The organism is Bacteroidota bacterium (genome assembly GCA_041658205.1).
Taxonomy (GTDB): Bacteria; Bacteroidota; Ignavibacteria; order UBA10030; family UBA8401; genus UBA8401.
The window spans coordinates 817,703-841,963 of sequence record JBBAAO010000001.1; the positions used below are offsets into that span (position 1 = coordinate 817,703).

Annotated in this window: 22 protein-coding genes; 11 read left to right on the forward strand and 11 right to left on the reverse strand. The window is 41.0% G+C overall.

Annotated features, from left to right (window positions below; genetic code table 11):
- Positions 1-19: 19 nt before the first annotated feature.
- The 10 genes from deoC to WDA22_03435 all read right to left on the reverse strand — a co-directional run bounded on the left by deoC (position 20) and on the right by WDA22_03435 (position 12,459).
- The gene (gene deoC / locus WDA22_03390) at positions 20-928 is read right to left on the reverse strand and encodes a deoxyribose-phosphate aldolase (GenBank protein MFA5832502.1); all 909 of its coding nucleotides are present in this window, start codon (positions 926-928) and stop codon (positions 20-22) included.
- A complete protein-coding gene (locus tag WDA22_03395; protein ID MFA5832503.1) occupies positions 928-3,258 on the reverse strand; it encodes a M14 family zinc carboxypeptidase in 2,331 nt (776 codons plus the stop codon). Before WDA22_03395 ends, deoC begins: the two co-directional genes overlap by 1 nt.
- Positions 3,255-4,934 carry a choice-of-anchor B family protein gene (locus WDA22_03400; protein MFA5832504.1) on the reverse strand — a complete coding sequence of 560 codons (1,680 nt, stop codon included), beginning with the start codon at positions 4,932-4,934 and terminating at the stop codon, positions 3,255-3,257. The genes WDA22_03395 and WDA22_03400 overlap by 4 nt, the downstream gene beginning before the upstream one ends.
- 85 nt (positions 4,935-5,019) lie before the next feature.
- Positions 5,020-6,852, reverse strand: coding sequence for an aminodeoxychorismate synthase component I (gene pabB, locus WDA22_03405; GenBank protein ID MFA5832505.1), 1,833 nt, complete (start codon positions 6,850-6,852; stop codon positions 5,020-5,022).
- A complete protein-coding gene (locus WDA22_03410) occupies positions 6,845-9,535 on the reverse strand; it encodes a valine--tRNA ligase (GenBank protein MFA5832506.1) in 2,691 nt (896 codons plus the stop codon). Before WDA22_03410 ends, pabB begins: the two co-directional genes overlap by 8 nt.
- A 105-nt stretch (positions 9,536-9,640) precedes the next feature.
- Entirely contained in the window at positions 9,641-10,153 is a 513-nt protein-coding gene (locus tag WDA22_03415; GenBank protein ID MFA5832507.1) for a cyclic nucleotide-binding domain-containing protein, read from the reverse strand.
- Positions 10,150-11,301 (reverse strand): ion channel, encoded by a 1,152-nt coding sequence (locus WDA22_03420; protein ID MFA5832508.1) that lies wholly within the window; start codon positions 11,299-11,301, stop codon positions 10,150-10,152. Before WDA22_03420 ends, WDA22_03415 begins: the two co-directional genes overlap by 4 nt.
- Entirely contained in the window at positions 11,298-11,954 is a 657-nt protein-coding gene (locus WDA22_03425) for a fumarylacetoacetate hydrolase family protein (GenBank protein MFA5832509.1), read from the reverse strand. The genes WDA22_03420 and WDA22_03425 overlap by 4 nt, the downstream gene beginning before the upstream one ends.
- 44 nt (positions 11,955-11,998) lie before the next feature.
- Positions 11,999-12,286, reverse strand: coding sequence for a type II toxin-antitoxin system RelE/ParE family toxin (locus WDA22_03430; protein MFA5832510.1), 288 nt, complete (start codon positions 12,284-12,286; stop codon positions 11,999-12,001).
- Positions 12,271-12,459, reverse strand: coding sequence for a hypothetical protein (locus tag WDA22_03435; GenBank protein ID MFA5832511.1), 189 nt, complete (start codon positions 12,457-12,459; stop codon positions 12,271-12,273). The genes WDA22_03430 and WDA22_03435 overlap by 16 nt, the downstream gene beginning before the upstream one ends.
- 74 nt (positions 12,460-12,533) lie before the next feature.
- Between WDA22_03435 and purM the strand changes: the two genes are divergently transcribed.
- Positions 12,534-13,529, forward strand: a complete 996-nt coding sequence (gene purM, locus WDA22_03440; GenBank protein ID MFA5832512.1) for a phosphoribosylformylglycinamidine cyclo-ligase — start codon at positions 12,534-12,536, stop codon at positions 13,527-13,529.
- Positions 13,530-13,619: 90 nt separating this feature from the next.
- On the opposite strand, the gene WDA22_03445 is transcribed toward purM, so the two are convergent.
- Positions 13,620-14,003 (reverse strand): hypothetical protein, encoded by a 384-nt coding sequence (locus WDA22_03445; GenBank protein ID MFA5832513.1) that lies wholly within the window; start codon positions 14,001-14,003, stop codon positions 13,620-13,622.
- A 104-nt stretch (positions 14,004-14,107) separates the two neighbouring features.
- Between WDA22_03445 and efp the strand changes: the two genes are divergently transcribed.
- The 10 genes from efp (at position 14,108) to WDA22_03495 (ending at position 24,244) form a co-directional block, all read left to right on the forward strand.
- Complete coding sequence (efp, locus tag WDA22_03450) at positions 14,108-14,671, forward strand: elongation factor P (protein ID MFA5832514.1); 564 nt, start codon at positions 14,108-14,110, stop codon at positions 14,669-14,671.
- Positions 14,672-14,707: 36 nt separating this feature from the next.
- Complete coding sequence (gene accB / locus WDA22_03455) at positions 14,708-15,175, forward strand: acetyl-CoA carboxylase biotin carboxyl carrier protein (GenBank protein ID MFA5832515.1); 468 nt, start codon at positions 14,708-14,710, stop codon at positions 15,173-15,175.
- 86 nt (positions 15,176-15,261) lie between these two features.
- Complete coding sequence (gene accC, locus WDA22_03460; protein ID MFA5832516.1) at positions 15,262-16,602, forward strand: acetyl-CoA carboxylase biotin carboxylase subunit; 1,341 nt, start codon at positions 15,262-15,264, stop codon at positions 16,600-16,602.
- An 82-nt stretch (positions 16,603-16,684) separates the two neighbouring features.
- Entirely contained in the window at positions 16,685-17,065 is a 381-nt protein-coding gene (gcvH, locus tag WDA22_03465; protein MFA5832517.1) for a glycine cleavage system protein GcvH, read from the forward strand.
- Positions 17,066-17,077: 12 nt separating this feature from the next.
- Positions 17,078-18,145 carry a class I fructose-bisphosphate aldolase gene (locus WDA22_03470; GenBank protein ID MFA5832518.1) on the forward strand — a complete coding sequence of 356 codons (1,068 nt, stop codon included), beginning with the start codon at positions 17,078-17,080 and terminating at the stop codon, positions 18,143-18,145.
- Between the two features lie 147 nt (positions 18,146-18,292).
- On the forward strand, positions 18,293-18,946 hold the full coding sequence (locus WDA22_03475) for an HAD family hydrolase (GenBank protein ID MFA5832519.1): 654 nt from the start codon (positions 18,293-18,295) through the stop codon (positions 18,944-18,946).
- Between the two features lie 29 nt (positions 18,947-18,975).
- Positions 18,976-20,295, forward strand: coding sequence for a type IX secretion system plug protein domain-containing protein (locus WDA22_03480; protein ID MFA5832520.1), 1,320 nt, complete (start codon positions 18,976-18,978; stop codon positions 20,293-20,295).
- Between the two features lie 4 nt (positions 20,296-20,299).
- Positions 20,300-21,298: a Gfo/Idh/MocA family oxidoreductase gene (locus WDA22_03485; GenBank protein MFA5832521.1), complete on the forward strand. Its 999-nt coding sequence runs from the start codon at positions 20,300-20,302 to the stop codon at positions 21,296-21,298.
- Between the two features lie 55 nt (positions 21,299-21,353).
- Positions 21,354-22,778 carry a CCA tRNA nucleotidyltransferase gene (locus WDA22_03490; protein MFA5832522.1) on the forward strand — a complete coding sequence of 475 codons (1,425 nt, stop codon included), beginning with the start codon at positions 21,354-21,356 and terminating at the stop codon, positions 22,776-22,778.
- A gap of 155 nt (positions 22,779-22,933) precedes the next feature.
- Positions 22,934-24,244 carry a TolC family protein gene (locus WDA22_03495; protein MFA5832523.1) on the forward strand — a complete coding sequence of 437 codons (1,311 nt, stop codon included), beginning with the start codon at positions 22,934-22,936 and terminating at the stop codon, positions 24,242-24,244.
- The last annotated feature ends 17 nt before the right edge of the window (positions 24,245-24,261 follow it).

Consider the following 24,261-nt stretch of genomic DNA (forward strand, 5'->3'; position numbering starts at 1 on the left):
CGCCGTCCTGACAGAGAAATTAATCAATGGAAAAATAATCTTTTCCCTGATAGACACCCTGTTTTTCTTTCGATAATTGCATCAAAATATCATTGGCAAGACTGCTGGCCCCGAATCGAAACCATTCATTTGTCATCCATGCATCGCCAAGTGTTTCGTGCAACATCACAAGGTAATGAACGGCTAATTTTGCAGTAGAAATTCCGCCGGCAGGTTTCATGCCGACCATTTTCCCAGTTTTGTAGTAATGATCTTTAATTGCTTGAAGCATCACAAGAGTGACTGGCATTGTCGCGGCTGGCTGAATTTTTCCGGTCGAGGTTTTGATAAAATCAGCGCCGGCATAGATTGCAATGTCGCTTGCCCGCCGGATGTTATCAAGCGTAGAAAGTTCACCAGTTTCCAGAATGACTTTCAGCCGGGAAGCGCCGCTCGCTTCTTTCACGGCGGAAATTTCGTCGAATACAAAACTATAATTTCCTTCCAAAAACTGGCCGCGTGAAATGACCATATCAATTTCATCGGCTCCTTCATCCACCGCAAAATGTACATCCGAAATTTTGACTTCCCGAGTTGTGTTCCCGCTGGGGAAGGAGGTAGCTACGGATGCTACTTTTATTCCTGTGCCGGTAAGCGCTTCTTTTGCAGTTCGAACATGATTAGGATACACACAGACTGCTGCGACGGTGGGAAGATCAGGAAGTTGGTCACACAAATGTGCCGCTTTGTAGCACATCTGTTTCACTTTCCCGGGAGTATCTTTTCCTTCAAGCGTGGTGAGATCGATCATGCTGAGTGCAAGTTTTAATGCTTGTACTTTGGAAGCTTTTTTAATGCTTCGCGTCGTGAATCGGGCTGCACGCTCTTCGATCCCAACTTGATCAACCACTGGACTCATCCGAAAGTTTGGAATATCGATTGTATTCATTATTTCACTAAGGTCATTTTCTTAATGGAAGTATAATTTCCTGAAGTAAATCTATAAAAATAAACCCCCGATGACAACTGTTTCGCATCAAAATTTATTGAGTATGTACCGGGAGCAACATCCTGATCCAATAACATCGCAACTTCTTGACCTAACACGTTATACACTCTCAACGATGTGCGATTGAGTTGTTCTACCGAAAATTGAATGGTGGTTGAAGGATTAAAAGGGTTTGGAAAATTTTGGGCAAGTGAATAGGTATATGGAACTGATTGTTCTTTTACAGAATTTGGTCCAGTTGTATATGCTAGAACACGGATGTCGTCTACGTACCAGCCGTCCCGTTGATCGCCACCGTCCGCAGAGAGACGGAATCGTAATTTTATTTGCTTCCCAACATATGGAGTGAGATCAGCAGTTTGTTCTACCCATGTCAGCCCAGGAGTAAAGGCATCATATCCGTATGATGTGGAAGGTTGTTTGCTTCCGGTTCTTCCGGATCCTTTGCGCGACAATTGTGTTTTCAACGATATCCAATTTGATCCGCCATTTGTCGAGACTTCAACAAGGGCAAAATCCCATGTTGATTCGATAGACCATTTTGTTCTGAATTTTAATTCTGCAAGTTGGTATGTGGTCAGATCAATAGTATTCAACAAGGTCAACGAGTTCTCTGTATTTGCTGCGTAATTTCCATTTGGACTGTCGGTAAAGGAACCATCGCTTGTTATTGGATCAAATACCAAACCCCAACTTGTTCCCATTGACCAGAGCGAAGTAGAATTTGCACTGTCGTTCAAAAGTACAGCGGGAATTCCGGTAAAAAATGTAATACTATCTTTTAGCATTGCGCCAGATGAATCTTGCAAATAAATTTTTATGGAAGAAACATTGGCGCCCTGTGAGATTGAGAAACTCTTTTCTGATTCCGAAAAAGAAGGGATCACACCGGACAATATTGACGGCGGGGCTATTCCATCCGATGTTGACAAATAGATAGGCATATCATTCGTTTCCGCCAGTCCTTTATTGATAAAACGTACAGTGACACCTTTTTTGTCAACGGTATAAGATTTTATGGCAAGATAAGGGCCCGCATAATAGGATAGCAATTTATTCTGCAATAAATTTTCTTGAGCAAGCGGATAGATAAGGGATTTTACCGGCCAAAATCCCGTTGTTCCAACTTCAGGAGTAAGAGCATATGTTCTTGATTTCGCTGAGTCGCTATAGGCGTAATCATCGGAATTTCCGCGCGTAGAATATCCGACAGTTTGTTGATCCGTTCCGATGGAATATCTATTTGTCATGGACATATCATACGACCAAAGCCTAAAGAGGAGCGAATCGTTGCTTTCGGAAGAACTATAACCCCATGGATAAATTAAATAGTTTCCATAGGTATGATAATTAAAAGCAGTTTTGACAGAATGTTTTTTCAGGAATTGACTCATGGCAAATGTCTCAGGTTCAGAAAAAGGAGTAGTACCGCGGTACGTATCACTTCCTGTTGAAGCGCTCGATCCGTTATTTGGGGCATTCCACATAAAGAATTGACCATAGTTGCGATTGAGATCGATCCCAAAAGTTCCGTCACCATTATTTCTTCTGTTCTTTCTCCAACCGCCGCCGCCCGACGGATTTATAGTATGATTATAAACATACCCATCAGGGTTAACGACCGGAATAAACCACATTTGCCGATTGTTGACGAGAAATGTTGCTTCAGCATCTTTGCCGTAATTTTCGAGCAGCCACCACATGTAATAGATCACCGTCATCATTCCTTCCGGTTCGCGAGCGTGGTGAAGCGCAGTGTATAAAACTTCCGGTTCTGTTTGTTCAGTAGTATTTGGGTTGTCGGAGATTTTGATAGCGAAGATCGTTCTCCCTTCGATAGTGACACCGATAGAATCTTTTTTTGTAACAAGATTTGGAAAGAGAAGGGTCATGGAATCTAATTGCTGAAGGATTTCATCAAAGATTAAAAATCCTCCCATCGATCCGTAACGGAAATATTTCGGCACATCAGCAGCAAATTGTTGTTTAGAAAAACTATCCTGCTGCTGCTGTTCGGCATAATATTGCTGCCAATCGTTGATCTGAACTGAATAATGAATCCCTGCGTCGTCCAAAATTTTTAATTCGGAAGCGCTTAAAAATACAGAAATGTTGCCCCCTACTTTCCCGGTAAAATGATCGATGGCAACACCTAACGCAGCGATGCGTTGGAATTCAGCTTTAGATTGGACAGGAATCTCAACTTGACTGTAACGTTCCTGGGAGATAAGAATGGAAGAAAATAATAGGGCGAAGAATAATTTTTTCATTTTGTCAGCACCATTTTCTTGGTCATTGAGTATCTGCCGGAATGCAATGAATAAAAATAGATTCCGCTTGGGAAAGTGGAAGCATTGATTGTCGTTGAATATACTCCCGCAGGTAATAATTGATTAACGGCGACAAAAACTTCCTGTCCCAACGCGTTGAATATTCTTAGAGTGGTAAATCCTTCTTCTTGTAGCGAGAAAGAAATTGCTGTTGAAGGATTGAATGGGTTCGGGAAATTTTGTGAAACGCTGAACTTTTTGGGAATAGTGTTCTGATATTCAGAAACGAGAGTCGTTGTTCCGGGAGTCAGGGAAACATTGAACGTATCAAGACCTGCAGGTTTTGTAAGAACTGTTTCTACTCTTGAAATATATCCCCCTTTTGAAAATCTGATTGTATGTTTGCCCTCTGCAGAACCATACAGAAATTTTCCGGATACATCGGTTGTCTGTTTTCGTCCCATCTCTTCGATGAGTATTTCAACTCCGGAGAGAACTTGCTGTGTTGACGAATCCCGCACAGTACCAGTTACTCTTCCTCCTTTTTTCTCAGCCACATCAAAAACATACAAACCGGTATTCATGTCGGAGGCGACAACTTTTCCTGATGGATAATATGGATACGCCCCCCAAACGCCAGCGAATATTGGTGGATTTGGATTGGTATAAGTTTTGTAAAACGCTACTTCGATGGGGATTGAAGGATTTGAAATATCAAGAACTCGGAATCCTTCCGTATAGTAAGCTATGTAAATGTAATTTCCTTTTACAAAGGCATTGTGGATACTTTTCGATGGATCGGAAACCCATTTCGCAATTTCAACCGGATTTGTGCGATTAGATATATCATACACGTGTAAAATTCCATTGACTACTTCGGTTGACACATACATATAATTTACATCGTCACTTAACCAAATCTGATGTGTTCTTCCTTCTGGAAGGGTCAATGTTTTACTGACGATTTTTGCCGTTGAATTCTCTGTATAATCTCCCTTTGTCGTAAAATCAACAATGTCCACTCTGTTTTTGTTGATCGACGCAGCGTAGAGAGTATCATTTTTGATGATTGCATCGTGAACATAAGGTGTGCTTCCTTTTCCGTACGATCCGACCTGTATTGGGTTTAGCGGATCTTTAATATCCATGATTCTTACTCCGCCAAAATCTCCTCCGTTCACATACAGAAAATTCTTTTCAATGCTTATGGTGTGCGCACGATAATATTTTTTAGTGGTGAATGTGGTAAAATTGGTCGTGTCAATCCAAACATAAACCTTTTTCAACGAAGCAGAATCAGGTAACGTGCTCAAATCAACGATCTGAATCCCAGCATTGCGATTTATATCCGTTCCTTCGGATCCGATATAAAGATACTGCTTGTACGTTCTGAACTCATGGTATTTGTAGAAGTTATTCGTTGTTGGTCCTATCAGAAACGCTACTTCTTTTACCGGTTGAGTTGTAATATCAACAATGGAAGTTCCAAGAGGACTACCAATAAAAGCATACTCTCTGTTTTTAACAGTATCAGTCCATCCCCATACTTCAGAATAATTGCTCGCAGAAGGGTTGACCCCATACGTATTCATTTGACCATAAAGAGAGACATTATAACTTGTTTGCGCAAAAAGGGGAGTAAAGGCAGTAATGAGAACTAGTAAAGTTTTGTTCATTGAACCTTTTGGAGTAATAAGGAAAAATACTCGAAGTCTGGATTGGCTTCGATAAGAGTATAGATAGAAAGTAAGGAAAAAAACACTATTCGGAAAGAGTTACTTTGTACCTACCTCGGACAGAATTACAGAGAAAAATTGAGTCGGCCCTACGTAAATCGTCCATTTTGATGACTTTTTCAACAGCATTCTGATCCGTTCTCAATATCTCACCGCGAAATATGCCGGGAAGCACACCGCTCATTATAGAAGGGGTAAAAAGGATTTTCCCTTGTTGAACAAAAATATTGGTGATTGCACCCTCGGTAATTTCATCTCTCTCATTCAGGAAAATATAATCGGCAATATTTTCGTTCTGAGCTTTTTGCATATACCGATTGTACAATTCTCGGTTTGTTGATTTATGATAGAGAAATGTATTTGATGAATCAGTTCTCTCGGGAGCAATTTTTATTACCGTGGAATATTCGATAGGGAATAATTCTTTCGATTCAACAATTGGTGCGCCGTTGCGGGAGAGGAGTAACCGTACGCGATATTCTTGGTTGGGATGAAACGTGCTTTGCATATTATTCAATGCTTCCAAAATTATATGCTGATGAAACGGATATGAAAAATATTCGGAAGATCTTTTCAACCGATCCAAGTGTTGTTGAAGGAACGTGTATTCATTTTTCCATAAGATAGTTTCCAGCAATTGGAATTCAGGCTGGTTCTTTAGAAGGAATGACGCTTTTAATACACACTCTTCGTATTCTTTTTCCGGAACTGAATCGTAGACGATGCCGCTGCCAACTCCCATGATACCTTTTCCATTCTGTAATTCAAGAGTACGGATGGCAACGCTGAACACCGATTCTTCATCAGGAGCAATGTAGCCAATTGCCCCGCAATACACTCCCCGCTGATGCTGCTCCAATTCATTGATAATCTGCATCGTATGGATCTTTGGAGCTCCAGTGACCGAACCGCAAGGGAAGAGAGATTTGAAAATATCGTAGTAGTTTACATCATCCTTCAGTATTCCGTTGACAATGGATGTCATTTGCAGGACAGTCTCGTATTTTTCAATAGCATACATGTTCTTTACATCGACGGAGCCATTTCGGCAAATCCTACCGATATCGTTTCTCAGGAGGTCGACGATCATGAGATTTTCACTTCGATTTTTCTCGTCATTCCTCAGCCATTCGGATAACTGCACATCTTCTTCCGATGTCCGACCTCGTATGCATGTTCCCTTCATCGGCTTTGTCGTAATGGAATTTCCTATGCGTCGATAAAAAAGCTCCGGGGAGAATGACAATATCTGTGCTGTTCCCAGATTTACATATGCACCGAAGGGAACATGCTGTTTTTTCCGCAACTCAAAATAGAGATCGATAGGATCTTCAGTAAAGTCGAATGCATATCGATCTGTAAAATTGACCTGATATGTATCGCCATTGACAATGTATTCTTTTAGCTGCTCGATTTTTTTTTTATAATCAGCGTTGGAAATTAATAATTCGGGATTCCGAACGGAAATTTCGTGATCAATAATTATTGAATCTAAAAGTTCTGAATTGATTCGTAATGGAGCTTCGTAGACGCCAAACCAAGCAAGAGGGAGGGAAGCGTTTTTTGTAAACGATGGAATACTGTTTTCGAAATGATAGCCGCATTCGTAACTGACATAACCGGCAATCCAACGGTTTTGTTTGCGGTGTTTTTCAATCGATTCAAATAGTGCCGGAATATCTTCAAGTGTCGTCGCAGAAAGAATTTCAAAGGGGGAAACAAAGAGGAGATTTTTGTTGTTCAGGTCGTCTTGTCTGGACGACTCAAGAAGAATCGTGTTGGATTTCTGTAGTGCGGAAAATAAAAAAGCACGGTCGATTGACTGACCGTGCTCTGTTTTGTTCTTCCGATTATCCAACCAGTTGCTCCAAGTTCACTTTAAGTTTATCGATCGTCTCCTGGAAATTCTGTTGTTTATTCTTCTCTTTTTCGATGACCTCGGGAGCTGCTTTGCCGACAAAATTCTGATTATTCAGTTTTGCCATGACACCTTTCAACTGCCCCTCAAGACGGTCGATCTCTTTCTGTAACCGATCGCGCTCAATACCGGTATCGATCACTCCTTTCAGAGGAATAAAAATTTCCTGACCGTTTACAACAGAACTTGCGGCATATCCCGGTTTTTCCAGCGCCATTCCAATAGTCATGTGTTCTAATCGCAATAACTTTTGAAGGGCATTTCGATTGTTCTCAAGGATTGATTGTTTCTCGAAGTCATTGCAGCTCGCAACAAAATCAATCGTCTTGGACATTGGAATATTCATCTCACTGCGGATCTGTCGGACTGCGAGGATAACATTTTGAAAGAAATCCATCTGTTTTTCTATATCACTATCAATCTGTGACTCGGTCAGCGATATCTGCGGCATCATGGTCTGCATGATCGTTTCGTTTGTTTTACGTTCCGATAGATGCTGGAAGATCTCTTCTGTTACATATGGCATAAACGGATGGAGCAGTTTGAGTGTTTCTTCATAGATTTTGAGTGCCCGATTAATAATGCTCCGTTTCAGATGAACATCACTCGTCTCTTGCATTCGGTTTTTGACAAATTCTACGTACCAATCGCAGAAATCTTTCCAGAGAAAATCATACAGCAATTTCACTGCATCGTTCACTTTGAAATTATCCATCGCTTCTGTGACATTTTTTACTGTCGAACTGAATCGTGAAATAATCCATTTATCTGACAGATCTTCTGAAATTTTTCCTGGGGCAATTGTCAATTGTTCATTGTCAATTGGCAATTGATCTCTGTGCATCATCAAGAATCTTCCTGCATTCCAGATCTTGTTGGCAAAGTTTCGTCCGATCTCGCATTTGTCATTATCGTAGAGAACATCCTGTCCAACGGGAGCAATGAACAAGACAGTGAATCGAAGCGCATCTGCACCGTACGTTGAGATGACATCAAGCGGATCGGGAGAGTTGCCCAAAGATTTGCTCATCTTTCTGCCTGATGAGTCTCTGATCAAACTGGTAAAATAGACATGCCGGAATGGGACTTCACCTTTAAATTCCAATCCCGCCATAATCATTCGCGCCACCCAAAAGAAAATAATATCAGGTGCAGTGACAAGCACATCGGTTGGATAAAAATATTTGAGTTCGTCTGTTTCGTTCGGCCAATTGTGAACAGAGAAGGGCCATAACCATGACGAGAACCATGTATCAAGAACATCCTCATCCTGTCGAATCTCTTCTTTTTTTACATTTTTACTTTTTACTTTTAACTTTTCAAACGCTTCATTAAGGTTTCTGGCAGCAACAAAATTCCCATCAGGTGAATAATACGCCGGAATTCTATGTCCCCACCATAACTGTCTGGAGATACACCAATCGCGGATGCCGGTCATCCAGTGTTCGTATGTTTTCACAAACCGTTCGGGATAGAATTTAATTTTTCCCTCTTGAACAACCTTCAATGCAGGTTCCGCCAGCGGTTTCATCTTCACAAACCATTGATCAGAAAGATACGGTTCAATCACCGTGTCGCAGCGGTAACAATGTCCCACATTGTGTGTATGATCTTCAATCTTGACAAGATAATGTTGTTTTTCAAGATCGCGCAATAATTCTCGTCGGCATTCATATCTGTCAAGACCCTGATATTTTGGTGGAACATTCAAATTCATCTTTGCTGAGGTGTCCATGACGATGATCTGAGGAAGATTTAAACGGATTCCCGTTTGATAATCGTTCGGGTCATGCGCGGGAGTGACTTTTACCGCACCTGTTCCAAATGAAGGATCAACAAAATCATCGGCAACAATCGGAATAACTCGATTTGCGATTGGAACAATGGCATTTTTACCAATAAGATTTTTATATCGTTCATCTTTTGGATTTACCGCAACAGCTGTATCACCAAGCATTGTTTCAGGACGTGTCGTGGCAACAACAATTGTCTCGTCGGAATGTTCAATGTGATATTTGATATGCCAAAGATGACCGACACTTTCAACCGCCGTTACTTCATCGTCGCTCAGTGCCGTCTGTTCGCGCGGACACCAATTGACGATGTATTTTCCTTTATAGATTAATCCTTTGTCATACAATTGGACAAACACTTCTTTGACAGCATTCGAAAGTCCTTCGTCCATTGTAAATCGTTCTCGTTCCCAATCGCAGGAGACACCCAGTTTGCGGAGTTGTGTATTGATTGTTCCGCCATATTGTTTTCTCCACTCCCAAACATGATCGACGAATTTTTCACGTCCCAAATCACGTAAGGACGTTCCTTCTTTACGCAACGCTTTTTCAACAACATTTTGAGTTGCGATACCGGCATGATCTGTTCCGGGAATCCAGCACGCTTCAAATCCCTGCATCCGTTTCCAGCGAGTGAAGACATCCTGTAGTGTGTTATTGAGGATGTGTCCCATGTGAAGAATGCCGGTGATATTTGGCGGGGGAATAACGATGGTGTGAGGAGTCTTATCGGGATTGATTGTTGCGTGAAAAAATCCGCTCGATTCCCACCATTGATAGATTTTATCTTCGACTTCTTGAGGATTATATTGTTTTGCGAGTTCAGCCATTGAGTTCCATTCAGTTTTTACATTAGACTAAAATAAAAATTTTTGAACAAAAAATCCCGCTTTTAGGCGGGATTCTTTTACAATTACAATAATTTTTTTGTTGGATTATCGTTCTAGCGCTAAACTGAGTGCTGTGGTTAATTTAAGAACATCTCTGTTTGTTTTATCGAGACGGTCGCTGACGATCTTCAAGATATTTTTTACGATGACGTAACCAATATCTTTGTTCGTTTCCGTCAGATGAAAGAATGTATCGCGTTCCAAAACTGCTACGGTACACCGTGTTTTTGCGATGACGCTTGCAGAACGTTCGCTTTTTTCATCAAATAGTCCCATTTCGCCAAAAAATGCATAATCATCTGCCGTGAGTTTATTCAACATTTTATCACGATGATCCATGCCGCTGCCGGAGATCTTCAAAAGGAGCGTTCGAGAGATTTCAACTTCACCATCTAAAAGTATGTACATCTCATGCCCCTGTTCATTCTCTTTTATGATGAATGATCCTTCCGTTATCGTCCGAATAGTCATGATGGATCGAACATGCTCTATTTCAATTCGAGTTAAGCCGATGAACAATGGGATCTTTTCCAAAAAATCTATATCGAGTGTTTTCATTCAAGTGTTCCCAGGATAACGGCAATATCTTTTTTCTGCAGAATATAATCGAACGAGGGATTAACACTGACCCTTGTTCCTGTTTTTTCAGCCACATTGATTCCTGCTTCGCGAAACTTACGTTCGATAAAAGCATCGATTGCCGATGTATCGTGTGAGAGAATATCACTGAGATTAACAGTTTCTTCTTCGTTCACAAGGCCAAGGATCGTCCAATTTTTTGATTTTTTAAAATCGATATAGAGTTCACCAAATGTTTTTCCGATGAACATGTCCGGCACTCCGACTCGGTGAACATCATTTCCTCGTTCGTAATCCAGCATTTCACTGGCAACCTGTGCTGCACCGGGATAAAGAATATTGTTCGCAAGAAAGAATGCTGTATGTTGCTCGCTCACGATTACTTCATCGGCATTCGCCCTTTTAATGTGTTGACGATTTTCCCGATTGAGAATATGTGCACAGACCTTCAATTTTGGATTGAGAGACTTCATTGTTAATATCGACAGTAACGTTTTTTCATCCGCGCCTACACTTCCAATATCAGGAACAACAATAGCAGCCGATGCCATTTTTACATTTGCGCGATTCAAGATTGTCTCCCGTGAAAAATCGCCGCGGACAAATTTTATTTCGATATTTTGAAATGCATTAATTACCGCCTCAATTTTTTCGGGCTGGGCGTCATTGATAAGGACGATCTGCATTTGTTTGCTATGGTAGCGGTCGAAGATTCGAAGAACATCTTCTACCTGTGCGTTCCATCCGCACATGAGTGTATGTTGGGTGAAGTCGATATCTTGCAAGCCTTGGCTCTCCTTAATTTTTCGCGCAACAAATACCGAAGAAATCGTTGCGGTAAAGAGTGATATTAAAATAACACCGCTGAGAATAGTCAGTGAAGCGAATATTCGTCCCAGTTCTGTTTTTGGAACGATGTCACCATAACCGACGGTAGCAACCGTTACAATGGACCACCATAATGCGTCACCATAATTTTTATACTGCTCAGGATTGTACCGATGTTCAAAAAAATAGACGATTGCAGCGGTCACATTGATGACAATGAAAATAGCAATTGTCATCTGAACCAGCTGGTTTCCCCGCAGAATCCGAACAACCTGTCTTAATGTCGATCTTCTCTTCATTGAACTACGTGGTGAATTTTTCCGACACCGGGAATTTCCGCTTCCAAGATGTCGCCGTGAACAACTTGGGCTACACCTTCCGGCGTTCCGGTATAAATAATGTCCCCTTCTTCCAATGTGAAAATGGATGAAAGGAAAGAAATAAGGATATCAATGCGGTAAATCATATTTTTTGTGTTGGAGTGTTGCCGCACTTTTCCATTGACCTTCAAAATTATTTCAACATTATGTGGATCGGTAACTTTTGATGCTTCAAGAAAAGGGGAGAGCGGCGCGGAAGTATCAAATCCCTTTGCGATTGACCAGGGGTTGCCACCTTTTTTTGCTTCTATTTGTTTATCCCGCATCGTCATGTCCAAACCGACACCATACCCAGCCACATGTTTCATCGCTTCAGAAAGGGGAATATCCTTTCCCCGTTTACCGATCAACACAGTCATCTCAACTTCATGATGCACGTTAGTGGACATTTTCGGAAGGACGATATTCTCTCCATCACAAATGATTGCGGAAGTCGGTTTCAAAAAAATAATCGGCTCTTTGGGAACTTCACCCCCCATTTCTTTTGCATGGTCAGCGTAATTCTTCCCAACGCAAAAGATGTTATTGATGCGAAATTCCTTGTTCAGCGGATGCACTATCGTTGTTTTCATATTGAGATAATATACCCACAATTGAAAAGTTTTACAAGAAAGGATTATAATGAGAAAATTCGTGTTCCGTGATGAATTGCAACAATTTCTACATCTTCATTTTTCAAACGGTACACTATTCTGTAATTCCCGAATATTTTTTCGCGAAGACTCTCATTTTTATATTCGGGAACAATTCTTCCGGAGTTAGGGAAGTCCGGTATGTGGTTGATGATTTGAAAAATATTTCCAGCAAAAATTGCAGCATATCGTTCTGAATCACGAGCAATATAATTGCAGATATCTTCCAGGTCATCGGCGGCGCGAGGGGACCATCTTATTTTCTCAGCCATTTTTCAAATCGTTCTACTACATTTGAATGAGGGATTCCTTTTCCTGTTTCAAGTTGTTGTAGTCCTGAGTCAACTTGAATTTTAAAATGTAATTCACTGATAATATCATCAATAGTTGATTGATCAGGTAACGATTTGATGAGATCAATAGCTTTTTGCTTTGTATCAGTCATACACAATCCTTTCTTTATTTCTTATCTAACTTAAATTTTTTTATATTCTTATGCAAATGTGAAAGGATCAAAAATTGAGTCAAACATACAAAAAAGCAGGCGTGAATATCGATGCCGGTGAAGAAGTAGTGCACAGGATTAAAAAATCAGTCCGTTCTACATTTACAAAAAACGTATTAACTGATATTGGGATGTTTGGTGCTTTCTATGAAGCGAAATTTCCTAAACTCAAAGAACCGGTACTGGTTTCAAGTGTTGACGGCGTCGGCACAAAACTGAAAATCGCATTTGCGCTGAAACGATATAATACCGTCGGCCAAGATTTAGTGAACCACTGCGTCAACGATATAGCAGTCTGTGGCGCAGTTCCGTTGTATTTTATGGATTACTTTGCGACCGGGAAACTTGCTCCAACCGTTGCTGAACATGTAATTGGTGGATTCGCAAAAGCGTGCAAAGAAAATGGCTGCTCAATCATCGGGGGCGAAACAGCTGAAATGCCCGGCTTTTATCCTGCGGGAGAGTTTGATATTGCAGGTACAATCGTTGGTGTTGTTGATAAAAAGAAAATTGTGAACGGAAAGAGTATCAAAAAAGGGGATGTGTTGATCGGACTTCCATCCGCCGGACTTCACACCAACGGATATTCCCTTGCCCGTCACGTGTTGATTCCCAAAATATCGCTCAAGAAAAAATTCGCAGAACTGAATGGGACTCTCGGAGATGCTCTGCTTGCCGTACATCGGTCTTATTTAAAACCCATCCAAGCAGTGACAGATAAAAATCTTGTGAAAGGAATGTCGCATATTACCGGCGGTGGAATTATCGGCAACACACTGCGTATTCTTCCAAAAGGATTGAAATTACAGATTGATTGGTTTGCTTGGCAGCGTCCGTTTATTTATGATTTGATCCAATCCGTAGGACAGGTGCCTGAATATGACATGACACGCACATTTAATCTTGGTGTCGGATTGATATTTATTGTTGATAAAAAGAATGTCAATTCAGTTATGAAATTGTTACACAGTAAAAAAGAAAAACCGTTTGTGATGGGGGAAGTGATTTAATAATGCGTAGTTGAGTAAAAACGTCGGTGAGTAGTTGAGACAAAGGCATATGAGATTGACCATAATATTGTCAATATACTACATACTCAACTACTTACCACTCTTCAAACTATCCATTGCAACAGAAACATCCTGAATAAAAAGTTTCCACACCTGTTCGTCTTTTGACATCTCTTCGATCTGTTTTTTAAAGATCTCCTGCTCTACACCTTTCTTCACAAAGAAATCTTTGACAATAATTTGGTACGATGAGTCGGTCTGTTTTTTGACCATCTTTTCTTTTTCAAAAAGAAGAGTAAGTTCAGCATAAGTGTTGACAAACTCTTTTTTATAGTTCCGTGTCGGTTCCGAAACGCAGCCAGAGGCTGAAATTCCAAATAACAAAATCCAAATTCCAACAGACCGAGGAAATCCTAATACTAACATCTGATGTCTGGGATCTGATATCTGCATTCTCCTAATGAAATCTCTCATCTGAATCTCTTTTCTTGATTATGTAGCTCATTCTTTCTATATTTATAGACTTTTGTATCAAAATCATTCAAATTTAGCAAAAAGAAAAGGATTTTCCTAGATTTATGGCCACTACAGCAGACCTCAAAAATGGTATTTTCATTCGCTTTAATAATGAATTGCACATTGTAGAAGAACACCAGCACCGCACACCGGGCAATTTACGTGCATTTTATCAAGTGAAAATGCGAAATATGCGTCATGGCCGTGTTGTTGAAAACCGATTCCGTTCCGGCGAAGAAATTGAAGTTGTTCGTGTTGAACGAAAAAAATATTCTTATCTTTACCACGACGGTCAAAGTTTCAATTTCATGGATCAGGAGACCTTTGAACAAATTCCTGTGCAAGAGACCCTGCTCGGGGATGGTGCAAAGTATTTGAAAGAAGGGGAAATCGTCGAAATTATGTTTGACGGAATCCAGCCGGTTGCAGCAGAACTTCCATTCAATGTGAATTTGAAAGTCACTGAAACAGGACCTGGAGTAAAGGGAGATACGGCAACCGGGGCGACAAAACCTGCGAAAGTAGAATCTGGTGCAATGGTGAATGTTCCTCTGTTTATTAATGAGGGGGATGTGATCAGGGTGGATGTACGCACCGGGCAATATCTTGAAAGAGTGAAGCAGTAAAATTCTCACCATTCATCCATTATTCTTGGAGATTCAATGGACTTAAAATATGTAAAGCAGTTATTGGAGATGGTTGAAAAAAGTGCTGTAAACGAAGTTGAGCTGGAAGAGAAGGGTCATAAGATCCGCATCACAAAATCCGCACCACAGAATGTTATTTCTGCACCAGCGTACCAAATGGCTATGCCACCTGCACCAATGCCTGCATCTGCACCGGCTCCGTCTCAGGAAGCAGTAAAGCCTACTCCAGCTTCCGATGGGAAAAAATATCACGAAGTAAAATCGCCGATTGTCGGAACATTTTATCGCTCTCCTTCACCGGATGCCGCACCATATGTTGAAGTTGGTTCCAAAGTGAAACAAGGGGGAGTGTTATGCATTGTGGAAGCAATGAAACTAATGAACGAAATCGAAAGCGATATCACCGGAACAATCGTAAAAATTAATATTGACAACGGGAAACCGGTTGAATACGGACAGGTTCTCTTTTTAGTCGAACCGTAAATTGTTAACTCCACAGATGAGAGCATCATGACCGATAGTATGATCACTTCCCTCGTGTGTGGATTTTTTTATTTTGGAGTAATTGCGTGATCAAAAAAATACTCATAGCAAACCGCGGTGAAATTGCTTTACGAATTATTCGCGCATGCAAAGAGATGGGAATAAAAACCGTTGCTGTTTATTCTGAACCGGATAAGTATTCCCTCCACGTTCGTTTTGCCGATGAAGCAATCTGTATCGGCCCCGCCCCAAGTAGAGAAAGTTATCTCAAGATTCCTCGTATTATGGCTGCCGCTGAAGTAACGGGCGCTGATGCTATTCATCCCGGTTATGGATTTCTGGCAGAGAACGCAAATTTTGCGGAAATCTGCATTTCTTCCGGCATTACATTTATCGGACCGACGCCGGAGATGATCAATGCGATGGGAGATAAAGCATTTGCAAAAGACACCATGCGGAAGGCAAACGTTCCGGTAGTTCCCGGGAGCGATGGAATTATCAAAGATGCAACTGAAGCAAAGAAACTAGCGAAAGAAATCGGTCTCCCGGTTATCATTAAAGCAACTGCTGGCGGAGGGGGTCGTGGAATGCGAATTGTCCGCGATCTTGATGAAGTGGAAAAATCATTCAATACTGCAAGTGCGGAAGCAGAATCGGCGTTTGGCAACGGCGGATGTTATATTGAGAAGTATTTGGAAGAACCGCGGCATATCGAGATTCAATTGCTTGGAGATAAGTTCGGAAATGTGATCCACTTAGGAGAGCGTGATTGTTCTGTGCAGCGCCGCCATCAAAAATTGATTGAAGAATCCCCCTCGCCGGCTGTGGATGAAGAGTTACGTGAAAAAATGGGAAGCGCAGCAGTTCGGGGAGCAAAGAGTGTAAAGTATCTTGGTGCCGGGACGATTGAATTTCTTCTCGATAAAAACAAAAATTTCTACTTTATGGAAATGAATACTCGTATCCAGGTTGAACACTGTGTAACGGAAATGGTTACGGGAATTGATCTTGTAAAAGAGCAGATTAATGTTGCCAACGGGAAAAAACTTTCCATCAAAAAAGTAAAATTAAACGGTCATGCTATTGAATGCCGTCTGAATGCTGAAGACCCCAATCATGATTTTCGTCCATCCCCCGGAAAAATTACGAGTTTGCATTTTCCCGGCGGTAACGGCATTCGGATCGATTCTCATGTCTATACAGACTATCAAATCCCACCGTATTATGATTCCATGATCGGAAAGTTGATTGTCCATGGCAATACACGGGAAGAAGCAATCGACAAGATCTCTATGGCGTTGGATGAAACAATAATCGAGGGAATCAGCACGACAATTCCGTTCCATAAAAAAGTGATGAAGAGTGAAAAATTCCGCAGCGGAATTTTTGATACAAAATTTATTGAAACGTTCGACTTCAAAGAATAGCATGAACAAGATTCAGGGTGCAATTCGTGAATCCTGAACCGTGAATCAAACAATATTTTTCAACTTTAACCGTGAGCACACTATGAACTTTCCCGAAACACTCAAATACACAAAAGATCATGAATGGATCCGCATTGAAGGAAACATTGGAACGATAGGCATCACGGAATACGCACAGGGAGAACTTGGCGATATCGTGTTCGTCGAACTTCCTTCTATTGGAAAAAAAGTGGAAGCCGGACAATCGTTCGGTACCGTAGAAGCGGTGAAAGCCGTCTCAGATCTTTATTCACCGGTCACCGGTGAAGTGAAAGAAGTAAACAAAGAGATTCAGGATTCACCTGAACTTGTTAATAAAGAACCGTACGAACGCGGTTGGATGATTAAAGTAACGCTCGCCAATGCCGATGAAGTGAAAAATCTTCTGGACGTTGAAGCATACAAAAAACTGATCGCGAAATAAGGAGCACTCATTATGTCAGTCAATATTGTTGAACTACTCGGAGCAGATGCAAAGAATCTGCTTGACCATAAATGTAATACGATTCCAAAAGAATCAATCCATCTTCCGTCACCATCGTTTGTTGATGATATTTTTATTCAGACAGATCGACCGACGCCAGTATTAAAGAGCATCCAGCAATTATTTGGAACTGGACGCCTTGCAAACACCGGTTATGTTTCCATCCTACCTGTTGATCAGGGAATTGAACATAGCGGCGGCGCGTCCTTCGCAAAGAATCCGATGTATTTCGATGGCGAGAACATTGTGAAACTGGCGATAGAAGGGGGATGCAACGGTGTTGCATCAACGTTAGGTGTTCTCGGATCAGTAGCTCGAAAGTATGCACACAAAATTCCATTCATTCTCAAATTCAACCATAATGAATTCATGTCGTATCCCAATACGTATGATGAATCGTTATTTGCAAGCATCAAACAGGCGTGGGATATGGGATGTGTCGCAGTCGGTGCAACAGTCTATTTTGGTTCACCCGAATCGCGACGACAGATATGGGAAGTAAGTCAAATGTTCCAGCAGGCGCATGAACTCGGAATGGGAACAATCCTCTGGTGCTACACGCGTAACAACGCGTTCAAAACAAAAGAAAAAGACTATCACGTTTCGGCTGATTTAACCGGACAAGCGAATCATCTTGGCGTAACGATTGAAGCAGACATTATTAAACAAAAACTGCCGGAAAATAACGGCGGATATAATGCGCTGAACATGAGCGGCTCAAGCTACGGTAAGATCGACAAACTTGTGTACGAAAAATTGTCAAGCGATCATCCAATCGATCTGACACGGTATCAAGTAGCAAATTGTTATATGGGACGTGCAGGTTTGATCAACTCCGGCGGTGCTTCAGGATCGAATGATCTTGCCGATGCAGTAAAAACGGCAGTGATCAACAAACGCGCAGGCGGAATGGGATTAATTTCCGGTCGTAAAGCATTTCAAAAACCGATGAAGGATGGCGTTACTCTCCTGAATGCCATCCAGGATGTCTATCTCTCAAAAGAAGTAACAATCGCATAAATTCTCCGGCAGGTTATCGTTCGCAATAATCTGCTGAATATTACTATCGATTAATTGGTAAACAATAACATTTCAAAGCGTCATCGGTTGCAGTTTGCAGCGTGACGCTTTTTTTTTGTTCATACCGAAGTTATATATTGACACAGCATGAAAAAATATACGTGCATTATTTTTGATATGGACGGAACGTTGACTCAAACGAATCAATTGATTTATGATTCATTTAATCATGTTGCGGAAAAATATATTCAAAAAAGTTTGACGAACAGCGAAATCCACAATCTCTTTGGTCCGCCGGAAAAAGAGGCGGTGGAGAATATGATTGGTTCAACGCATATTGAGGCTGCAATGGTAGACTACTATCGATTCTATCGTGAGCAACATAATACGCTTGCTTCAATTTATCCCGGTACGATCGATGTCCTAACCTATTTGAAATTAAAAGGAGTTTTGGTTGGATTATTTACGGGAAAAGGGAGAACCACAACAGACATAACGCTCGAACAATTCGGAATTACTTCGTACTTTGATATGACGGTGACCGGAGATGATGTTGACGAATTCAAACCCTCTGGCGATGGTATTAAAAAAATATTGCTGCAATATTCACTCGACCCGAGCACGGTATTAATGGTCGGCGATGCAGTGGCGGATTTCAAAGCTTCCCGTGAAACAGGTGTTGACATTGCATCTGTGGTGTGGGACTCATATGGAAAAGATGAAGTGATGAAGTTATCTCCAGATTTTCTCTTTTTTAGTGTATCAGAATTTTTTAATTGGTTACAACAACTGTATCAATAGAAGTAAATCACGCATTTGCGGGAATATCTATGAAAAATATCATCGTGTTTCTTTTTTTTACTGCGCAGTTGTTTGCACAGGTTGAAATTTTTGGTCTACGTACGTATGCCAATGATGATGAATATCGTCCTCCAATTATTACCAAAAGCGAACAAGTGACCATTGAGTTCGATGTTACCACTTCGCTGCCGCCCAATCTGCATATTATTTTCAAGCATGCATCGAAGGATTGGAAGATAGATGAAAATTTATTCGTCAATTATGAGCCAAAAACCCGTTCTGAGACATTGTTTTTCACTGCGGCGTCAAATGGTGTTTATCACTATACATATCGATACAAGAATTCTTTCCCGAACGATAAAAATTTTGTTGAATTCGTCTATTCAGGGAACTACATATTTTCCATTGTAAACCGAGACGCCAACGATCAAGTGCTTGCTGAAGGAAAATTCATCGTGGCTGAGCCACGATATCCCGTAACGATGAAGATTGAAAATAGATACCATCCTGATTTTTCTTCTCCCATGAATCAAATGAGTTTCATTTCCGTCTCGGTCTCATTGCCATCGGAGTATGCGGCAGCGGATGAAAACAGCATTTACCATCCCAATGCAACGGTGGTGGATATTATCAAAAACTGGAATATCGATCGACCTTCACGCATTGATGTTGATGCTAAAAATTCTGAAACGTTTGTTGAAGATTTCTTAAAGCCGGAAAAGACATTTTGGAAACGGGATGTTTCGGTAGGAAATGAATATCGCCGGCTGGATCTTTCTTCCACTTCTCTCTATCCCAACAACGCACTTGCGGTTTTACGTGATCAGCCGGATGTTTCTCGTTTTCAATGGAACTCAAAACCTGATGCAAACGGAGCATCAAAATTAAAAGCGTTTACGGGATCGAACGCTGATTATTTGGAAGTGGAAATGCGTCTTCGTTTAGCAAAGGTTCCGAATCAAAAAATATTTATTGTGGGTGGATTTACAGAGTGGAAAGTATTGCCTGAGTATGAATTAAAAAGTGATTCAATCACAGGACTTTTCAAGATCCGTCATTGGGTCCGCAGAGGTGTTTATGATTATCAATATGTTCTTGGTGATGTGGATGGAAATGGCAATGTTATTAATCAAGATTGGATTGCACTGGAAGGAAATGATTGGAGAACGATTAATCGCTATACAGCATTAGTCTATTATCACGATCAACGGTTCGGCGGATTTGACCGTGTGATCGGTTTGGTACGGGGACGAAACCCCGGAACGACCGAAAACAATATAAAAACGATCGTAACCTATCCGCCGATTACAAATCTGAAAAAAAATTTCAATAAAATTGATCGCAGGTAGTATTATGAATAATAAACGATTGCGAATCGGTGTTGTGGGAGTCGGTCATCTTGGTTCACTTCATTCAAAGATGTATGCAGAGATTGATACAGCAAATTTTGTCGGCGTGTATGATATGAATGAAGAGAAACGAAATGAAATAGCATCAAAATATAAGGTGAAATCATTTACGGCGATGGATGAATTGTTGAACAACGTCGATGCGCTGAGTATTTCAACGGTTACCACTACCCATTTTGAAGTAGCAAAATATGCGTTGACGGCAGGAAAACATGTCTTGATCGAAAAACCGATCACTTCAACATTAGCTGAGGCCGATGAATTAATTGCACTGGCAAAACAAAAAAGTGTGTTGATTCAGGTTGGACATATTGAACGGTTTAATCCAGCAATCATTTCGCTTGAGTCATATCAATTACGACCGATGTTTATTGAATCGCATCGTCTTGCACAATTCAATCCACGCGGTACTGATGTTGCTGTTGTACTCGATCTAATGATCCACGATATTGATATTATTCTCAGTCTTGTGAATTCTCCTGTCAAACAAATCGATGCAAATGGTGTTGCCGTGGTTTCTGATACGCCAGACATTGCAAATGCGCGACTGCAGTTTGAAAATGGCTGTGTTGTAAATGTTACTTCAAGCCGCATCTCTCGGAATAAAATGCGTAAAATGCGAATGTTTCAAAGTAATGCGTATATCGCTATTGATTTTCAGCAAGGTAGCGCCGATGTGTTCCGCCTTGGTAATGAGGGGGAAGGAAGTATTTGGTCAACGATGCTGCTGGGCCAGATTGGCGAAGGAAAAAAGAAACGAAATATTATCTATGAGCAGCCGGAAATTAAAAAAATCAATGCGCTGAAATATGAACTTGAATCATTCATCACAGCAGTGCAAAATAATTCAAGGCCTGTTGTTAATGGCGAGGATGGACGAATGGCGCTTGATGTTGCCCAACAGATTATGAATAAAATACAAGTGCAAAAATTTAATGTATAATTGTTCATCATTATAAAAACTATTTTTAAGTAAACAGATAGCTGTGTTACGATTTATGAAATTGGAAATCACAAATACGTTTCTCAAAAAAATCGGCGCTGTTGCGGATGAACACTCTATAGAAGCATATGTCGTCGGCGGATATGTTCGCGACAAACTTCTCGGGAAAGAGGTGAGTGATATTGATATTGTCGTTGTCGGAAACGGGATTGAGTTTGCCGAAGCTGTTGCCGTCGCATTGAAAAAGAGAAAGATCGTAACCTATGAAAAATTCGGAACGGCAATGATGCCAACCGAAGGGGGAAAGATCGAATTTGTGGGAGCGCGGAAAGAAAGTTATCATCGAGATTCACGCAATCCTATCGTGGAAGTTGGAACGTTGGAGGAAGATCTTTCCCGCCGTGATTTTACGATGAACGCACTTGCCATCTCGCTCAATTCAGCACAGCGGGGTGAATTGATGGATCCGTTTCATGGTGAAGCTGATCTTCACGAAAAAATTATTCGTACTCCGCTTGATCCGTTGGCGACATTTGATGATGATCCTCTTCGCATAATGCGTGCCATCCGATTTTCTTCTCAATTGGGATTCTCTATTGAAGAGACAACACGAAATGCGATTCCTCAAATGAAAGAACGACTTGCCATTATTTCACAAGAACGGATTACAGAAGAGTTTATGAAGATAATGGCAAGCCCTAAACCGTCTGTCGGTTTACGGTTGATGTTCGATACCGGCGTATTACACATTGTCTTCTCGGAAGTTGCTGAATTGTCCGGAGTCGACCAGCGTCAGGATCATCATCACAAAGATGTCTTTCTTCACACCTGTCAGGTTGTAGATAATATCAGTGTCATGACGGGAAATATCTATTTGAGAATGGCAGCTCTCTTGCATGACATTGCAAAACCAAAGACAAAAAAATTTATTGAAGGAATCGGTTGGACGTTCCATGGTCATGAAGAAATCGGCGCAAGAATGGTAAAGCATATCTTCCGCAAATTGAAGTTGCCATTCGAGCATATTCCATATGTCGAAAAAATTGTTCGTCTGCACCAGCGTCCAATGCAATTGGTGGATGAGACGGTTACTGATTCCGCCGTGCGGCGAATATTATTTGAAGCAGGAGAAGAGATTGACGATTTGATGACGCTTTGCAGAGCAGATATCACATCGAAAAATCCAAAATTGGTAAAGCAATATTCCGAAAATTACGATCAGGTCTATGCAAAGATGAGGGAAGTAGAGGAGAAAGATAAACTGCGTGCATTTCAACCTCCTGTACGTGGAGATGAAATTATGCAAATATGCGATCTCCCTGCCGGAAAACTTGTTGGCGTTCTTAAATCAAAAATTGAAGAAGCAATTTTGGAAGGCCGTATACCGAATGAACACGATCCTGCGTTGAAGTTCCTCTTAGAGATTAAGGATGATGTTGTCCGCGAATATCATTCTCAATCATCCAATCAATCCCTTTAAGGTAACTGTTTCATCATCTTTATTAATCCAAAAATTTGCAGTTAAACTTGCTTACGAAAATACCGTCCAACAACTAAGAATTTTGACTTTTGTTGTAACTTTTGGCAATAAACACCGTTAAAATCACATAGTTTTGTTAAACTTCGGAGATAGAAATGAAAAATATCCTCACTATTGCGCTAATTTCGCTGTTTTCTATAGCAGCAGTCCAGGCGCAAGAGAACATGACGCTACAACAAGCCGTTCAAACCGCCCTCGAAAAAAATATTGATGTAATCCGCTCAAAAAATTCCATGCAAATTTCAGATGCAAATGTTACTGCGGCATATGGAAATTTTATTCCCTCACTTTCAGCATCGGCAAGTATGGGACGTAATGGTTCAACATCCACGACACCGGTTGGTGATGTGATTAATGCAAATGGATCGGTCAGCGCAGGTTTGAATGCTAACGTGACATTGTTCGATGGTTTTCGAAATACTTCATCATTAAATAGAGCAACATCATCAGCGGATGCAGCTGCTTTTAACTATGCAAAACAAAAACAAAATACCGTGCTTGCTGTTGAACAGGCATATCTTACTGTGCTGCGAAATGAGCAATTATTGAAAGTAAGTCAGGAAAATCTAAAACGATCACAGCAGCAGCTTTCCCGCATTGAAGAATCAAATAAAGTAGGTGCGTTAGCAAAATCCGATGTGTACCGGCAACAAGTGCAGACGGCAAATGATGAGTTGGCTCTGATCAACGCACAAAGCAATTATGATAATTCCAAACAAGATTTACTTTATGTGTTATCGCTTGACGTGACAAAAGATTATCTCTTCGTGGATGCGTCGGTACTTCAACAGATTGAAGGATTAATTTCTGACTCTCTCCATCAGGAATATGCAGATTATAACAAACTGGTGCAGGAAGCATTGGACTCGCGGCCGGACTACAAATCATCGTTATTAGCAAAGCAGATATCGGAAAATGATCTTACTATTTCACGTTCCGGCCATTACCCGACGTTGAGTTTGGGTGCAGGATACGGTTATGCAGGAAATGATTTTGGAACATTGACCGATTCCAAAACATGGAATTGGAGATTGTCATTGTCTGTCCCGATTTTTAACGGATTTCAAACCAGCACGCAGACACAAACGAGTCAGTTAAATTTTGAACTTGCCGAACAGCAAGTTGAGCAGGCAAAACGGAGTGTTGCAAAGGATGTCCGGTCGTCATTATTGACTCTTGAAACTGCGCGAAAACGGTATGATGTCTCATTGAAAAATATGAAATCGGCTGAAGAAGATCGCCGAATTGCTGAAGAGCGCTATAATCTCGGTTCAAATACATTGCTGGATTTACTTGTTGCAACAGCAAACTATACGCAGGCTATTAGCAACAAAGTATCATCATCATATGATTTTGTTTACGCGAAACTGCAGTTCAGAATCGCAGTCGGAAGAGAAAAGTATTAATACATTATTTTAATGGA

Bases quoted from the DNA above. Each gene is read 5' to 3' on its own strand.
- accB (MFA5832515.1), top strand. From the start codon at position 14,708: ATGGACTTAAAATATGTAAAGCAGTTATTGGAGATGGTTGAAAAAAGT.
- WDA22_03480 (MFA5832520.1), top strand. From the start codon at position 18,976: ATGAAAAATATCATCGTGTTTCTTTTTTTTACTGCGCAGTTGTTTGCA.
- WDA22_03415 (MFA5832507.1), bottom strand. From the start codon at position 10,153: ATGAAAACACTCGATATAGATTTTTTGGAAAAGATCCCATTGTTCATC.
- WDA22_03400 (MFA5832504.1), bottom strand. From the start codon at position 4,934: ATGAACAAAACTTTACTAGTTCTCATTACTGCCTTTACTCCCCTTTTT.
- WDA22_03475 (MFA5832519.1), top strand. From the start codon at position 18,293: ATGAAAAAATATACGTGCATTATTTTTGATATGGACGGAACGTTGACT.
- WDA22_03425 (MFA5832509.1), bottom strand. From the start codon at position 11,954: ATGAAAACAACGATAGTGCATCCGCTGAACAAGGAATTTCGCATCAAT.
- deoC (MFA5832502.1), bottom strand. From the start codon at position 928: ATGAATACAATCGATATTCCAAACTTTCGGATGAGTCCAGTGGTTGAT.
- WDA22_03470 (MFA5832518.1), top strand. From the start codon at position 17,078: ATGTCAGTCAATATTGTTGAACTACTCGGAGCAGATGCAAAGAATCTG.
- WDA22_03490 (MFA5832522.1), top strand. From the start codon at position 21,354: ATGAAATTGGAAATCACAAATACGTTTCTCAAAAAAATCGGCGCTGTT.
- WDA22_03395 (MFA5832503.1), bottom strand. From the start codon at position 3,258: ATGAAAAAATTATTCTTCGCCCTATTATTTTCTTCCATTCTTATCTCC.
- WDA22_03495 (MFA5832523.1), top strand. From the start codon at position 22,934: ATGAAAAATATCCTCACTATTGCGCTAATTTCGCTGTTTTCTATAGCA.
- efp (MFA5832514.1), top strand. From the start codon at position 14,108: ATGGCCACTACAGCAGACCTCAAAAATGGTATTTTCATTCGCTTTAAT.
- WDA22_03420 (MFA5832508.1), bottom strand. From the start codon at position 11,301: ATGAAGAGAAGATCGACATTAAGACAGGTTGTTCGGATTCTGCGGGGA.
- WDA22_03485 (MFA5832521.1), top strand. From the start codon at position 20,300: ATGAATAATAAACGATTGCGAATCGGTGTTGTGGGAGTCGGTCATCTT.
- WDA22_03445 (MFA5832513.1), bottom strand. From the start codon at position 14,003: ATGAGAGATTTCATTAGGAGAATGCAGATATCAGATCCCAGACATCAG.
- WDA22_03430 (MFA5832510.1), bottom strand. From the start codon at position 12,286: ATGGCTGAGAAAATAAGATGGTCCCCTCGCGCCGCCGATGACCTGGAA.
- WDA22_03435 (MFA5832511.1), bottom strand. From the start codon at position 12,459: ATGACTGATACAAAGCAAAAAGCTATTGATCTCATCAAATCGTTACCT.
- gcvH (MFA5832517.1), top strand. From the start codon at position 16,685: ATGAACTTTCCCGAAACACTCAAATACACAAAAGATCATGAATGGATC.
- WDA22_03410 (MFA5832506.1), bottom strand. From the start codon at position 9,535: ATGGCTGAACTCGCAAAACAATATAATCCTCAAGAAGTCGAAGATAAA.